General features: G+C 70.0%; 13 protein-coding genes. 11 read left to right on the top strand and 2 right to left on the bottom strand.

The genetic code is table 11. The features are described from left to right. The first annotated feature begins 18 nt into the window (after window positions 1–18). The 6 genes from DMP23_RS40765 (at window position 19) to DMP23_RS40740 (ending at window position 4,506) form a co-directional block, all read left to right on the top strand. Window positions 19–654, top strand: a complete 636-nt coding sequence (locus DMP23_RS40765) for a lipid droplet-associated protein (protein WP_337824157.1) — start codon at window positions 19–21, stop codon at window positions 652–654. Then, window positions 651–1,916 (top strand): exodeoxyribonuclease VII large subunit, encoded by a 1,266-nt coding sequence (gene xseA, locus DMP23_RS40760; protein ID WP_134667033.1) that lies wholly within the window; start codon window positions 651–653, stop codon window positions 1,914–1,916. Before DMP23_RS40765 ends, xseA begins: the two co-directional genes overlap by 4 nt. Next, the gene (locus DMP23_RS40755) at window positions 1,916–2,371 is read left to right on the top strand and encodes a hypothetical protein (protein WP_337824502.1); all 456 of its coding nucleotides are present in this window, start codon (window positions 1,916–1,918) and stop codon (window positions 2,369–2,371) included. The genes xseA and DMP23_RS40755 overlap by 1 nt, the downstream gene beginning before the upstream one ends. After that, entirely contained in the window at window positions 2,368–2,592 is a 225-nt protein-coding gene (locus DMP23_RS40750) for an exodeoxyribonuclease VII small subunit (RefSeq protein WP_037367840.1), read from the top strand. Before DMP23_RS40755 ends, DMP23_RS40750 begins: the two co-directional genes overlap by 4 nt. Before the next feature lie 89 nt (window positions 2,593–2,681). Then, window positions 2,682–3,734: a class II fructose-bisphosphatase gene (gene glpX, locus DMP23_RS40745; protein WP_337824156.1), complete on the top strand. Its 1,053-nt coding sequence runs from the start codon at window positions 2,682–2,684 to the stop codon at window positions 3,732–3,734. A gap of 19 nt (window positions 3,735–3,753) precedes the next feature. Continuing rightward, the gene (locus DMP23_RS40740) at window positions 3,754–4,506 is read left to right on the top strand and encodes a S1 family peptidase (protein ID WP_337824155.1); all 753 of its coding nucleotides are present in this window, start codon (window positions 3,754–3,756) and stop codon (window positions 4,504–4,506) included. 1 nt (window position 4,507) lies between these two features. Here the strand turns inward: DMP23_RS40740 and DMP23_RS40735 are convergent, their stop codons facing one another. Continuing rightward, window positions 4,508–5,479: an NAD(P)/FAD-dependent oxidoreductase gene (locus tag DMP23_RS40735; protein WP_337824154.1), complete on the bottom strand. Its 972-nt coding sequence runs from the start codon at window positions 5,477–5,479 to the stop codon at window positions 4,508–4,510. Window positions 5,480–5,644: 165 nt separating this feature from the next. On the opposite strand from DMP23_RS40735, the gene DMP23_RS40730 reads away from it, so the two are divergent. Continuing rightward, window positions 5,645–7,042: a class II fumarate hydratase gene (locus DMP23_RS40730; RefSeq protein WP_134667039.1), complete on the top strand. Its 1,398-nt coding sequence runs from the start codon at window positions 5,645–5,647 to the stop codon at window positions 7,040–7,042. A 3-nt stretch (window positions 7,043–7,045) separates the two neighbouring features. On the opposite strand, the gene DMP23_RS40725 is transcribed toward DMP23_RS40730, so the two are convergent. Next, entirely contained in the window at window positions 7,046–7,945 is a 900-nt protein-coding gene (locus DMP23_RS40725) for a DMT family transporter (RefSeq protein WP_337824153.1), read from the bottom strand. Between the two features lie 88 nt (window positions 7,946–8,033). Here DMP23_RS40725 and pdxR point away from each other — a divergent pair, with 88 nt between their 5' ends. The 4 genes from pdxR (at window position 8,034) to DMP23_RS40705 (ending at window position 14,269) form a co-directional block, all read left to right on the top strand. Continuing rightward, complete coding sequence (gene pdxR, locus DMP23_RS40720) at window positions 8,034–9,395, top strand: MocR-like pyridoxine biosynthesis transcription factor PdxR (protein ID WP_337824152.1); 1,362 nt, start codon at window positions 8,034–8,036, stop codon at window positions 9,393–9,395. A gap of 91 nt (window positions 9,396–9,486) precedes the next feature. Next, complete coding sequence (locus DMP23_RS40715; protein ID WP_337824151.1) at window positions 9,487–11,166, top strand: PstS family phosphate ABC transporter substrate-binding protein; 1,680 nt, start codon at window positions 9,487–9,489, stop codon at window positions 11,164–11,166. Window positions 11,167–11,235: 69 nt separating this feature from the next. Further along, entirely contained in the window at window positions 11,236–12,807 is a 1,572-nt protein-coding gene (locus DMP23_RS40710) for an ATP-dependent DNA ligase (protein ID WP_337824150.1), read from the top strand. Window positions 12,808–12,964: 157 nt separating this feature from the next. After that, window positions 12,965–14,269 (top strand): S53 family peptidase, encoded by a 1,305-nt coding sequence (locus DMP23_RS40705; RefSeq protein WP_337824149.1) that lies wholly within the window; start codon window positions 12,965–12,967, stop codon window positions 14,267–14,269. The last annotated feature ends 47 nt before the right edge of the window (window positions 14,270–14,316 follow it).

Raw genomic sequence — 14,316 nt, 5'->3', positions numbered from 1 at the left:
ATGCGGCACGCTGGACCCATGAAGCCACTCCCGCTCCCCCTCCGGGTCGCCGCGGGCCTCGCCGTCACCACCGCCGAGCGGGTTCGTGAGCTCCCGAAGCAGCTCACCGGCCTGCCGGTCACCGTCGTGAGCCAGGTGCTGCAGCTGTCCATGCGCGTCCAGCAGCAGGTCACCGAGCTGGCCATCAAGGGCGACGACGCGCTGGCAATGCTGCGTCCGGTCGAGGACACGCCCAGCTGGGCCACGTTCGACGAGGACGCCGAGCCCGAGTTCGCCCCGTCCCGGCCCACGCTCGTGCCGGTCGACGACCTGCCCGAGCCGCGTACCAACGGCCATCGCGCGCAGCCGCCGGATCTCGCCGCGGAAACCATCGACGATCCGTGGGTCGAGGAGACCCGCGCACTCGCCGAGGAGCACTCCGAGGGCGAGAACGACAGCTCCTCCGGCCCGGCCGGGCTGGGCAATTACGACGAGCTGACCCTGCCGCAGCTGCGTGCTCGGCTGCGCCGGCTGACCGTGCCTCAGCTGGAAGAACTGCTGGAGTACGAGAAGTCCCACGCCGACCGGGCGTCGTTCGTCGGCATGCTCGCGCGGCGGATCGGCAACGCACGCAAGGCCGAGGAACAGCCGGGCGACCCCGCGGAAGGCCAGTGAGCAACGACCCCGCCACCAGCGCGGAGAATCCGTGGCCGGTCCGCACTGTCGCGCGCAAGATCGGCGACTGGGTCCACCGGCTCGGCGACGTCTGGGTCGAAGGCCAGGTCACGCAGATGAACGCGCGGCCCGGCACGCAGACCGCGTTCCTGACCCTGCGCGACCCGTCCGCGGACGTCTCGATGTCCGTGACCTGTCCGATGTGGCTGGTGCGCGAACTGCCGACACCGCTGCGCGAAGGCGACCGCGTGGTCATCCACGCCAAGCCGTCGTTCTTTTTCGGCCGCGGCACGCTGAGCCTGCGCGCGGACCAGATCCGCGCGGTCGGCATCGGTGAACTGCTCGCGCGGATCGAACGGCTGCGCAAGCTGCTGGCCGCCGAGGGCATGTTCGCCCGCGAACGGAAGCGGCCGATTCCCTTTCTGCCCAAGGGAATCGGGCTGATCACCGGACGCGCGTCGGCCGCTGAGCGGGACGTGCTGGCGAACGCGCAGGCACGCTGGCCGCACGTGTTGTTCAAGGTGCTGAACACCGCCGTGCAGGGTTCGCAGGCGGTGCCGCAGATCCTCCGTGCACTGTCCATATTGGACAAAGATCCGGACGTCGACGTGATCGTCATCGCCCGCGGCGGCGGCAGCGTCGAGGATCTGCTGCCGTTCTCCGACGAGGCGCTGTGCCGGGCGGTCGCGGCCGCGGGCACGCCGATCGTCAGCGCGATCGGGCACGAGCCGGACACTCCCCTGCTCGACTATGTCGCCGACCTGCGCTGTTCCACCCCGACCGACGCCAGCAAGCGCATCGTGCCGGACGTCCGCGAGGAAACCGCGCGGGTCCGGCAGATGCGCGACCGCGGCCGGCGTGCGCTGCACGGCTGGGTCGACCGGGAGACGCGGCTGCTGACCCAGTTGCGCAGCCGTCCGTCGCTGGCCGATCCGCTGGGCCCGATCGAACGCCGCCTCAGCGACCTCGAGATGCACCGCGAACGCGGCCGGCGCGCGATGCTCAGTCTGCTCGCCAAGGACCAGGCGGAGGTCGCGAACGCGCGGGGCAAGCTGGCCGCGCTCGGCCCGGCGGCCACGATGGAGCGCGGGTACGCCGTCGTCCAGTTCACGGATTCCGCAGGCAACCTCCACGTGCTCCGTTCCGTCTCCCAGATCGAGGACGGAGCGCAGCTGCGCGTACGGGTCGCCGACGGGGCGGTCCACGCGGTGGCCGAGTCCGTCGAGCCGACTACACCCGCACCGGAAGGAGACCGGCCGTGATGCACCGGGCCCCGGCGTTCCTCCCGCTCACGGTGGACGCCGCCGCCCGGCTCGACGCCGGTCTCCTGCTGCGGCAGGCCCTGGTCACCGACCGGGCCGCCGACGAATGCTGGACCGCCCTGCTGGCCGGCTGCGGCACCGCGGCCCGGCGCGGGCTGGCCCCGCAGCTCAGGCGGCTGTCCGAGGCGACGTCCGAGCACGTCGGCGTCCGGTGGTGGTTCGCCGAAGGGACCGGCCATCGGCGACGCGTGGCGAGCGCGCAGGAGAACCTCGAGGACGCCATCGCGGACGGTGACGGGCAGGAGTTCGCGCTGGCGTTCGTCGGATACGACCACGCGATGGCCAGCGCGGTGGTCGCGGGCCCGCAGCGGGCCCGACCCGGTTCCCCGGGAATGTCGGCCGAGCGCGGTAGTCTGCGCCGACAGCCCCGTGCACCACAAGGTCGGAGAACGTGAGCGAAGCAGACACCGCCGGACTCGGTTACGAGCAGGCCCGCGATCAGCTCGTCGAAGTGGTGAAGGAACTCGAGGCAGGCGGGCTTTCCCTGGAGCAGTCGCTCGAGCTCTGGGAGAAGGGCGAGCGGCTCGCCAAGGTGTGCGAACGGCATCTGGAAGGCGCCCGCGAGCGGATCGAGGCCGCGCTGGCCTCGGTGGAGACCGACGACGACACAGAGTGACGTGCACCATGCGTTGCTGAATCGGTCAGGTGGTCTAGGGATCTGACAGACTGGGCACCCGCTGACGAACCGTGTTCCGGGAGGCCACCATGACCACCGCCAGTGACCGCAGCCGACGCGAAGCGCCTGATCGCAACCTCGCCATGGAACTGGTGCGGGTGACCGAGGCAGCCGCGATGGCGGCCGGCCGCTGGGTCGGCCGAGGCGACAAGATCGGCGGCGACGGGGCTGCCGTCGACGCGATGCGCCAGCTCGTCTCCACCGTCTCGATGCGCGGCGTCGTCGTCATCGGCGAGGGCGAGAAGGACGAAGCGCCGATGCTGTTCAACGGCGAAGAGGTCGGCAACGGCGACGGCCCGGACTGCGACGTCGCGGTCGACCCGGTCGACGGCACCACCCTCATGGCGAAGGGCATGCCGAACGCGCTGGCCGTGCTCGCCGTCGCCGAGCGCGGCGCGATGTTCGACCCGTCCGCGGTGTTCTACATGGAGAAGCTGGCCGTCGGCCCGGACGCGGCGGGCAAGGTCGACCTTTCCGCCCCGGTCGCGGAGAACATCCGGCGCGTGGCGAAGGCGAAGAACTCCAGCGTCAGCGACGTGACGGTCTGCATCCTCGACCGGCCGCGGCACGAACAGCTGGTCAAAGAGGTCCGCGAGGCGGGAGCCCGGATCCGGTTCATCTCGGACGGCGACGTCGCGGGCGCGATCGCCGCGGCCCGGCCGACCACCGGCGTCGACATGCTGCTCGGCATCGGCGGCACGCCCGAGGGCATCATCGCCGCGTGCGCGATGAAGTGCCTCGGCGGCGAACTGCAGGGCCGGCTGTGGCCGAAGGACGACGCGGAGCGCGAGAAGGCGCTCGCCGCCGGTCACGACCTTGACCGGATCCTGCTCAACGACGACCTGGTCACCGGCGACAACGTGTTCTTCTGCGCGACCGGCGTCACCGACGGCGACCTGCTGCGCGGCGTCCACTACCGGGCGGGCGGCGCGACGACGCAGTCGATCGTCATGCGGTCCAAGTCCGGGACGGTCAGAATGATCGACGGCTACCACCGGCTCGAGAAGCTGCGGGCGTACTCGTCCGTCAACTTCGACGGCAACCTCGAACTCGACGAGGGCGCGGTGCCTCCGCTTCCCTGATCTGCCAAGGAGTTTCCCGGTGTCGAAACGGCTGTTCGCGCTGGTGCTGACTGTCCTCACCGGAGTCGTGCTCAGCGCGGGCAGCGCGTTCGCCGGGCCCTCGATCGTCGGCGGGACCGACGCGGACCAGCCCTACCCGTTCGCGGTGTCCCTGCACACCTCGGGCGGCGCGCTGTTCTGCGGCGGCTCGCTGATCACGCCGACCTGGGTGGTCACCGCGGCGCACTGCCTGTCCGCGAAGGACCCGGCGACGATCGGGTTGCGCGTCGGCAGCAACGACGCGGACGAGGGCGGGGAAACTCCGAAAGCGGCGGAATTCGTGCTGCACCCGCATTTCAACGCCGAAACGCAGACCGGCGACGTCGGCCTGATCCGGCTGACGGCCCCGGTGAAGGCCGCGCCGATCGCGATCGGCGGTTCGGCGTCGCCAGGCACGGCGGTCCGAGTGATCGGCTGGGGCCAGACGTGCGCGACGCCGAATTGCGGCCCAGTGTCGAAGACGCTGCGCCAGCTGGACACGCACCTGGTGCCAGGCGCGAAATGCACGGCGGCGTTCGACGGAACCTCGGAACTGTGCACGGAAAGCCCTAGCGGATCCGGCTCGTGCTACGGCGATTCCGGCGGCCCGGAACTGATCCGCGACGGCGACCGGTGGACGCTGGCCGGGATGGTCAGCCGCCCGGGAAACCGGTCGTCGACATGCGGATCGGCTCCGTCGATCGCGACCTCGGCGGTGGCGTATCAGCCGTGGATCGCGGAGAAAACCGGCTGAGTCACTCGACGTTGCTCGAATGCCCCGGGAACAAATGCGCCTCGGGATTCAACGCCACCGCGATGTTGTTCACCGCCGTCGCCGCCTCGCCGAACCCGGTCGCGATCAGCTTCACCTTCCCCGGATACGCCGCCACATCCCCAGCGGCGTAAACGCGCGGCCGCGCCGTCGCCATCGTCGAATCCACCGAAATCGCGCGGTGATCGATTTCCAAGCCCCAGCTTTCGATCGGCCCCAAATCCGCGGTAAAGCCCAACGCCGCAACCACCGCGTCCGCGCGCAGCTGCTCGTCCGCGCCGCCCTTCACTGTCACGTCGACCGCCGTCAGCGAGCCGTCCGGGGCTTCGACAAAGCGGGCCACCTCGGCGTCCGTGACCAGCCGCACGCCCAGCTCCTGCACTTGCCGCACGATCGATTCCGCAGCCCGGAACTTCGCGCGACGGTGCACGAGCGTCACGCTCGCCGCGACCGGATGCAGCGCCAGGCACCAGTCGAACGCCGAGTCCCCGCCGCCGACCACGACGACGTGCTGGCCCGCGTGCGCCGCCAGCGATGGGACGAAGTGGACCATCCCGCGGCCGAGCCAGCCGTCTCCGGCGGGCAGCGGACGGGGCGTGAACTCGCCGATGCCCGCGGTGATCAGGACCGCGCCCGCGCGCAGCACGTCGCCGCCGTCGAGAGTCAGTTCGAGACCGCCGTCGACGCTCTCCAGCTTTTCCGCCTTGCGGCCGAGCAGGTAATCCGGCTTCCACGGCGCGGCCTGGTCCACCAGGCCCTGCACGAGATCACGGCCGCGGATCGAGGGGAACCCGCCGACGTCGTAGATCATCTTCTCCGGGTACATCGCGGTGACTTGCCCGCCCGGTTCGGGCAGCGAATCGACGACGGCCATCGACAGGCCGCGGAATCCCGCGTAGTAGGCGGCGAAGAGGCCGGTGGGACCGGCTCCGATGACGACGAGGTCGTAATCCATGAGGCTCGCTCCATGCCAGTGGTGGGTGGCGGTGATCGAGAACACATCGAGAGTAGCCAGTGTGGCAATGCCACTCCGTTGAGGGCGGAGGTGGGGCGGGTGCGGGTTACCGAGGTGGGCGACAACACCCGGCCGGTTGCGCGAAACGGGGCCAGAATCGGGGGTATGGCTGAACAGGAATACCGGATCGAACACGACACGATGGGTGAGGTCCGCGTCCCGGTCGACGCGCTTTACCGCGCGCAGACGCAGCGTGCCGTCGAGAACTTCCCCATCTCCGGCCGCGGTCTCGAGCGCGCCCAGATCCGCGCGCTGGGCCTGTTGAAGGCCGCCGCCGCCCGTGTGAACGCGCGGCTCGGCGTCCTGGACGCCGACGTCGCCGACGCGATCGCGAAGGCCGCCGACGAGGTCGCCGAGGGCCGTCACGACGAGCACTTCCCGATCGACGTCTTCCAGACCGGCTCGGGCACCTCGTCCAACATGAACGCGAACGAGGTCATCGCGACGCTGGCCAGTCGCGCGCTCGGCCGCGACGTGCACCCGAACGACCACGTCAACGCGTCGCAGTCCTCGAACGACACCTTCCCGACGACGATCCACGTCGCCGCCACCGAGGCCGTCCTCACCGACGTCGTCCCGGCGCTGGAGCACCTTGCCGGCGCGATCGAGGCGCGCGCCGAGGAGTGGCAGGACGTCGTCAAGTCCGGGCGCACGCACCTGATGGACGCCGTGCCGATCACGCTCGGCCAGGAGGCGGGCGCGTGGGCCGCGCAGATCCGGTTCGGCATCGAACGGCTGCAGTCCGGTCTGCCGAGGCTGGGCGAACTGCCGATCGGCGGCACCGCGGTCGGCTCCGGCCTGAACGCGCCCGACGGTTTCGGTGCGGCGGTGTCGGCCGAACTGGCGCAGATCACCGGGTTGCCGCTCACCGAGGCACGCAACCACTTCGAGGCGCAGGCGACGCAGGACAGCGTGGTCGAGACTTCCGGGCACCTGCGCACGGTCGCGGTGTCGCTGAACAAGATCGCGAACGACCTGCGCTGGCTGGGTTCCGGCCCGCGCACCGGCTTGGCCGAGCTGGCGTTGCCGGACCTGCAGCCGGGTTCGTCGATCATGCCGGGCAAGGTCAACCCGGTCATCCCGGAGGCGACGCTGCAGGTCGTCGCGCAGGTCGTCGGCAACGACGCGGCGGTCGCGTTCGCCGGCGCGGCGGGCAACTTCCAGCTCAACGTGAACCTGCCGGTCATCGCGCGCAACGTGCTCGAATCGGCGCGGCTGCTCGCGGCCGTCTCGCGGCTGCTGGCGGACAAGGTGTTCGCCGGGGTCACCGCGAACGTCGAGCGCGCGCGGCAGTACGCGGAGGGGTCGCCGTCGATCGTCACGCCGCTCAACAAGTACATCGGTTACGAGGAAGCGGCCGCGGTAGCGAAGCAGGCGCTCAAGGAACTCAAGACGATTCGCGAGGTCGTGCTGGAGCGCGGGTACGTCCGAGACGGCAAGCTCACTGAGGCACAGCTGGACGAGGCACTCGATGTGCTGCGGATGGCGCGTGGCGGCAAGTAGCGGTCAGCCGATCGTAGCGGCTCGCTCGGACAATTCCGGGCGAGCCGCTTCGCGTTTCCACAGTCCACATGCGACTCCCGCGGCGACCAGGATGACCCCGGCCAGGTCCTTGAGCTCGAACTGTTGCGCCCCGATCAACACCGCCACGGCCAGCCCGGACACCGGCATCAGCCCGATCAGCACGCCCGCCCGGTCCGCGCCCAACTCGACGACGCAGCTGTACCAGAGCACGAAAGCCACCGCGGTCACCACGACGGCCAGCAACAGCAACGCGACGAGTTCACGCCCGTTCGGCCACCGCCAGGCTCCGGCCGGATCGACCACCGTCCCGACCACGGAACCGCTTGCCGCAGCGGTGAAACAGCCCCACGCGGACGTGGCCAACGGTCCGAGCCGACGCAGCAATCCCACCGCGAGCAGGGTGAACGACGCTTCGCACAACATCGCCAGCGCAGCCAGCAACAGCCCTGGCGCGGAAGCGGATCCGCCGCCGGACAGCACCACGATGCCGAGCCCGGCCAGTACCGACCCGACGACCGGCGCGGCGGACGGACGGCGACCGTCCAGCATCGGCGCGATCAACGCGAGCACGAGCGGGCTGGCCCCGAGAAACGCCGCCACCGCACTGGGTTCCGCGTAGCGCTGTGCCAGCAGCAGACAGGCCTGGAACCCGATCATCCCGGTCGCGGCGAGGCCGAGCAGGGTCGGCAGATCGCCCAGTTTCGGCCGCGGCAGCGGACTGCGCGTGACCTTCGCCCAGCCCAGCAGCAGAAGCCCGCCCAGCGCGTACCGCAACGCCTGCCCGGTGATCACCGGATACCCGTCCAGCATGCCGGTGACCGGCACCGATCCGCCGACCAGCACCGCGCCGGCCACCCCTGAAAGCACCATCGACCGTTTCACGCCGCTCAGTCTTCAGCGGAGAGTGGTCTATTCAGAAGGACCACTCAACACTGGCCTAACTGGACCACTTGGCCGTACTGTCGTGGCCGTGGAGACCATCCGGGAGTTGCTCCTGCCCGCCGCCACCGGAGGACGCCGGGGCCGCGCCGTCGAGGCCGCGTTGCGCGACGCGATCCGCACCGGGCGGCTGGCGGTCGGCACCCGGCTGCCGTCGAGCCGCGATCTCGCGCGCCAGCTCGGGGTCGCGCGCGGCACCGTCACCGCGTTGTACGAGCAGCTCACGGCTGAGGGTTACCTGCTGAGCAAGCACGGGTCAGGCACTCGCGTCGCGCCGATCGACGATCCCGCGCCGAATCCTCTGGTCAGCGCAGCGAAAACGCCGACTTGGGAGTTCGACCTGCGTCCGGGCCTGCCCGCCTTGTCGGCGTTCCCGCGGGCAGAATGGCTTGCCGCCGAACGAGAAGCCCTGAACGCGACGCCAGATCTCGGTCTCGGCTACCCCGATCCGACCGGACACCCGGCGTTGCGCGCGGAACTGGCCGCTTACCTCGGCCGCGTCCGGGCGCTGCCGACGAACCCGGACGACATCGTGATCACCAGCGGAGCCGCGGAAGCGTTGTCGTTGCTGGCCGACGCCTTGCCGGACCAGCGCATTGCCGTCGAAGACCCCAGCCACCACGGCCAAGCGAACCTGCTGCGCGACCACGGGCTTGCCCCGGTCGGAATCCCGGTCGACGACAAGGGCATCAATGTCGAAGCACTGTCCATTTCAGACTGCTCCGTCGTGCTGGTGACCGCCGCACACCAGTTCCCGCTCGGCGTCGCGTTGCATCCGGAACGCCGTCGGCAACTGCTTGCCTGGGCGGCGGAAACCGGCGGACTCATCCTCGAAGACGACTACGACGCCGAACATCGCTACGACCGTCCCGCGCTGGGCGCGATGCGCGCGCTCGCACCGGATCACGTCGCGTACATCGGCAGCGTCAGCAAAGTTCTTGCGCCAGCGTTGCGGATCGGCTGGCTCATTCCGCCGCGACGGCTGCGCGACGCCGTGGCGCGGGTCAAGGAAATGCACGACCTCGGCTGCCCGCCGCTCCCGCAAGCCGCGCTCGCGCATCTGATCGCCACCGGCGGTTACGACCGGCATCTACGCCGCACTCGACGGCTGTACCGCGCTCGTCGCGACGCGCTGATCGAAGCCCTGACCGAGCGTCTTCCGCAATGGCAGCCGGTCGGAATCGCCGCCGGACTGCACCTCGTCGTCCGGCTGCCCGACAGCACCGATGACGTGCGGCTGCAGGAAAAACTCGCCGCGGCAGGCGTGCACGCTCCGGCTTTGTCGACTTATTCCCATACCTCAGCCGGATATCCGGGCCTCGTGCTCGGGTACGCCGCGCTCCAGCCGGACCGGCTCCGCGCCGCTGTCGAGCGGATCGCGTCGGCCGGTTGAACCGCTGGTGAACACCTGGTGCACCGGGGAGGGGTCCCGTTGATGACGCTTAGGGTTGACCTTCTCGGGAGCAGGCAAGGGGGAGGCGACCGTGAGCTTCGGGGAAATAGTGCGAACACTCGCCGACGTGCTCACGTCCAGCCGCGGCATCGTGCCCATCGCCGTCGTCGCGGGCGCGACCATCCTCGCCCCGATCATCGACCGCTACGTGATCCGCCGCAGGCGCGTGATCTACCGGGAGCTGTACAACTCCAAAATCGGCCTCAACCCGGTCACGCTCAGCGACTCGGACAACGGTGCGGTGCAAGCGGATCCGGAACTCGTGCGCACCGTGCAGCTGCTCGAACCGCTCAGCGTGGTCGTGATCCGCATCCGCAACACCGGCAGCTTCGACATCGGCCCGGACGACTGGGAACACCCGCTGCAGTTCACCTTCGGCAGGCGGGTGGTGTGGGACGCGCGCGTGTCCGATGCCAAAGACGGGTTGCGTGAGGTGGTACGGAACGGACTTGAATTCTTCACTCATGATCAGCCTACGCCGGAAAACGGAACCGCGCGACTGTCCGGTGTGCGAGCGTTGCTGCCGCAGCGGCTGACCGCACTGCTGCGGCAAGCCGACGCACCGGCAGCCGCAGCACCGCAATGGCACGGCGTCCGCCTCGAACAGCTTTCCTTGAAGCGGCGGGAAAAGTTCAAACTCGTCGTCGTGCTGCGCGAGCCGGACGACTGGCGCGGCGGGTCGTTGTCCAAGGAACTGGACGTCACCGGAAGGCTCAGCGGCGGGCGAATCAAAGACGAACGCAAACAGCGCTGGCTGTCGTGGCCGGTGGTCACGGGAGCGATCGGGGTGCTGCTGACCGGGGCGTTGCTGAGCATGCTCCTCGTCGCCGTGTCGCGCGGGTCCGAACCCGGCTGTGGCAACGGATCCCTCGCGGTGCACGGATCCAGCGCGTTCGCACCCATCATGAACAGCGTCGCGACCGAGTACCAGAAGCTGTGTCCTGGCGCGACGATCACAACGCAAGCGGACGGAAGCGTGTCCGCGGTGCGCGAACTGGGGCCGTTGCCCGCGGAACAAAAGGACAGCATGGCAGTGCTTTCCGACGGCAAGGCTTCCGGCGCAGGGCCGGATCTGGTCACGCAACCGGTCGCAGTGCTCGTGTACAGCCTGGTAGTGAACAGCGCCGTCGGCGTCGACCGGCTGAGCAATGAGCAGGTGCGCGGCATCTTCAACGGGAAGTACACCGACTGGGCGCAACTGCGCGAGGGTCCGTCGATCCCGATCCGGGTTGTCGGGCGCGGGCAGGAATCGGGTACGCGCAAGACTTTCGAGCAGAAAGTGCTGGGTGCCGCAGAGCCGGGACTGTCCTCGGACGACTGCCGGACGCCGACCCGCGACCCGCACGCCACCGTGGTGCGCTGCGAACGCGGCAAGACCGACGAACTGCTGCGCGCGGTCGGCGACACCCCCGGTGCCATCGGCTACGCGGACGTGCCCGCGGCCAAGATCGCCGCGGCGGGAGGCCGCGTCGCGATGGCGAAACTCGACGACCGCTACCCCGACGTGACCAGCATCGACGCTGGCTATCGCTTCTGGACGGTCGAGTATCTCTACACAAAGGGCGTGCCGGAGAACGATTCGCTGCTGAAGCAGTTCCTCGACTACCTGCGCAGCAGCACGGCGCGGGCGGAACTGCAGGACGCAGGGTACACGCCATGTGTGACAAAACAGGGGCTGCTGGACCAGTACTGCACTCGTCCGGATGCCTGACCAGCTCTTTTTCACCCGGTCGAGGCTGGAGCGAGAGTTTTTGTCGGTGGCGGGGGCGATGATGGCCGGGTGTTGTTCACCGACCTCGTCACCGCCTCCGCCGAACTGGCGGCCACGCGGTCACGGAAAACGAAGATCGCCGTGCTGGCCGCCGTGCTGCGCGCGGCCGAACCCGGCGAACTGCCCGCGGTGATCGCGTATCTCACCGGGCAGACCGCACAGGACCGGCTCGGCGCCGGCTGGCGCACGCTCGCCGACCTCGCCGTCGAACCCGCGGCCACGCCTGCCGTCTCGGTGGCGGAGGTCGATGTCGCGCTCACCGAGGTCGCGGCCGCGGCGGGCGCGGGTTCGGTGAAGCGCCGGGCGGAGGTGCTCGCCGCGCTGTTCTCCCGGTTGACCAGGGCCGAGCAGGAGTTCGTGTTCCGGCTCGTCACCGGGGAGCTGCGGCAGGGTGCGCTGGAAGGCGTGATGGTCGACGCGGTCGCGGCGGCGGCCGAGGTGGAGGTCGACCAGGTGCGGCGCGCGTTCATGCTGTCCGGGCGGCTGCCGGTCACCGGACAGGCGGCGCTCACCGGGGGCGCGGCGGCGCTCGCGGAATTCGGGCTGGAGCTGGGCCGTCCGGTGCGGCCGATGCTCGCGTCGCCGGCGGAATCGCTGGAGGAAGCCGTGACGGAGCACGGGAACGCGATCGTCGAGTACAAAATGGACGGTGCGCGGATCCAGGTGCACCGGCGCGGCGCGGAAGTGCACGTGTACACGCGCACGCTGCGGGAAATCACCGGCAGCGTCGCCGAGTTGGTCGAGCTGGTGCGGGCGCTGCCGTGCGAATCGGTGGTGCTGGACGGCGAGACCCTCGCGCTCACCGACGACGGGCGGCCGCGGCCGTTCCAGGAAACGATGAGCCGGTTCGGCAGCACGCGGGACGAACAGGTGCGGGCGTTGCTGCTGCGGCCGTACTTCTTCGACTGCCTGCATCTGGACGGGGTCGATCTGCTCGACGCGCCGTTGTCCGAACGCAACGAGGCACTGCGCCAGGTCGCGGGCGAGCACGTGATCCCCGGCTCGGTCCGGCCGGAATCGCCGGCGGCGGTGCTCGACGCGGCGATGGACGCCGGGCACGAGGGCGTGATGGTGAAGGACCTCGATTCGATCTACGCGGCCGGACGGCGCGGGCGCGCGTGGCTGAAAGTGAAACCGGTGCACACCATCGACCTGGTGGTGCTGGCGGCGGAATGGGGCCACGGGCGGCGCACCGGCAAACTGTCGAACCTGCACCTCGGCGCGCGCGATCCGGACGGCGGGCCGCCGATCATGGTGGGCAAGACGTTCAAGGGCCTTACCGACGAGCTGCTGGCCTGGCAGACCGAGCGGTTCCAGGAGATCGAGACGCACCGCGACCGGTGGACCGTCCACGTGCGGCCGGAGACGGTGGTCGAGATCGAGCTGGACGGGGCGCAGGTCAGCACGCGGTATCCGGGCGGGCTGGCGCTGCGGTTCGCGCGGGTGGTGCGGTACCGGCCGGACAAGGATCCCGGCGAGGCCGACGCCATCGACACCGTCCGCGGGCTGCTGCGCGGCAGCCGTCCGGCGACGGACGCCAGCCAGGCGGAGCAGTCCGGTTCCGAGGAGGCATCCGGATGATGATCGCCGCGCCCGCCCTCCGGATGAGTGGGCATATTACGGACATCGGGCAGTTTTCCCCGCTGTGCTCAGGAAAACGCCCGACGAAAGTCGATGTCGCACCCGTGGCCGCGTACCCGAGAGTGGGAGCACTGGCCTGCGTCGATAGGAGAAAAGCATGACGTTCCGGGTGAAATCAGCCGTCCGGGGACTCGGGCGGCCGATGACCCTGCTGGCGGGCGTGGCGCTCGCCGCCACCGTGGTGGCGGCACCGGCCAGTGCCGCGCCGGCGCCGCCGCAGCAGCCGCCGCGACACCACTTCTCGGCTGCCGCGCAGTCGTTCGTCGGCGCGACCACGGTGCGCGAGCGGGTGGCACGGCTCAACGCGGCGATGGCCAAGCTGCCGAAGGAAAGCGGCGCGTACAACGCCACGAAGCTGTGGAACCAGGGCATCACCGGCGCCGGGTCCACCGTGGCCACGCTCGTGTCGTTCGGCGACGACAAGGTCAAGCAGGTGCTGGACGAGTACTCCCGGCAGCACGGTCTGCCGCCGGCGAACGTCGAGGTGCTGCAGCCGTCCGGTGCGGTGCCCGCGTGCACCGATCCCGGGGTGGACACCGCCACCTGCCAGTCGTGGGGCGGGGAAACCGATCTCGACGTCACGATGATGCACGCGATGGCTCCGGGCGCGAAGATCGTCGTCGCCGCCACCCCGGTCGCCGAGACGCAGGGCTTCGCCGGGCTGCCGGAAATGATGCACGCGGTCGACTACATGACCGAGCACCGCATCGCCGACGTGGTTTCGATGAGCTTCGGCACCACCGAGGAGAACTTCCCGTCGTTCGAGTCGATCAAGACCCTCGACCCGGCGCTGGAACGGGCGAGCAAGGCGGGCGTCACGCTGGTGGCGTCGTCGGGCGACGACGGCCCGACCGGGGCGTACCTGCAAGGTCCCGGCCGGTATCCGTACCGCGTGGCGAGCTGGCCCGCCAGCGACCCGAACGTCACCGCGCTCGGCGGCACCCAGCTGCACCTGGACGCGAACGGCGTCCGCACCCAGCCCGACGACCTGGTCAACGCCGCGGACAACGGGTTCAGCGAGGGAGCGGGCCTGTCGAAGGCGTACGCGCGGCCGTCCTGGCAGAACCGCGTCAAGAAGATCACCGGCAGCACGATGCGGTCGTACCCGGACATCAGCATGGAAGGCGTCCAGGGCACGTCGCAGTCGGCGCCGTTGTTCGCCGGCGTGCTGGCGTTGGCGGTGCAGGCCAACCACGGGCGACTGGGCCAGATCAACCCGGCGCTGTACTCGAAGCTGGGTCCGAAGGGCACCGCGGCCGGGATCGTCGACGTCACCAAGGGCGACAACAGCCAGTGGGACGTCGAAGGCTTCAAGGCCGGTCCGGGCTACGACATCGCGAGCGGCTGGGGCACGATCGACGCGTCGATCTTCGTGCCCGCTTTGGTGAAGGCGGTGCGGTGATGCGGTAGTCCCCGCGCCGCGGGCGGGCATCCAGGTAGGTTCGCCCG

The organism is Amycolatopsis sp. A1MSW2902, from assembly GCF_017312175.1.
GTDB lineage: Bacteria > Actinomycetota > Actinomycetes > Mycobacteriales > Pseudonocardiaceae > Amycolatopsis > Amycolatopsis nivea.
Note: the sequence above shows the minus strand (reverse complement) of the source record. Positions and strands in the feature narration are given on the sequence as shown.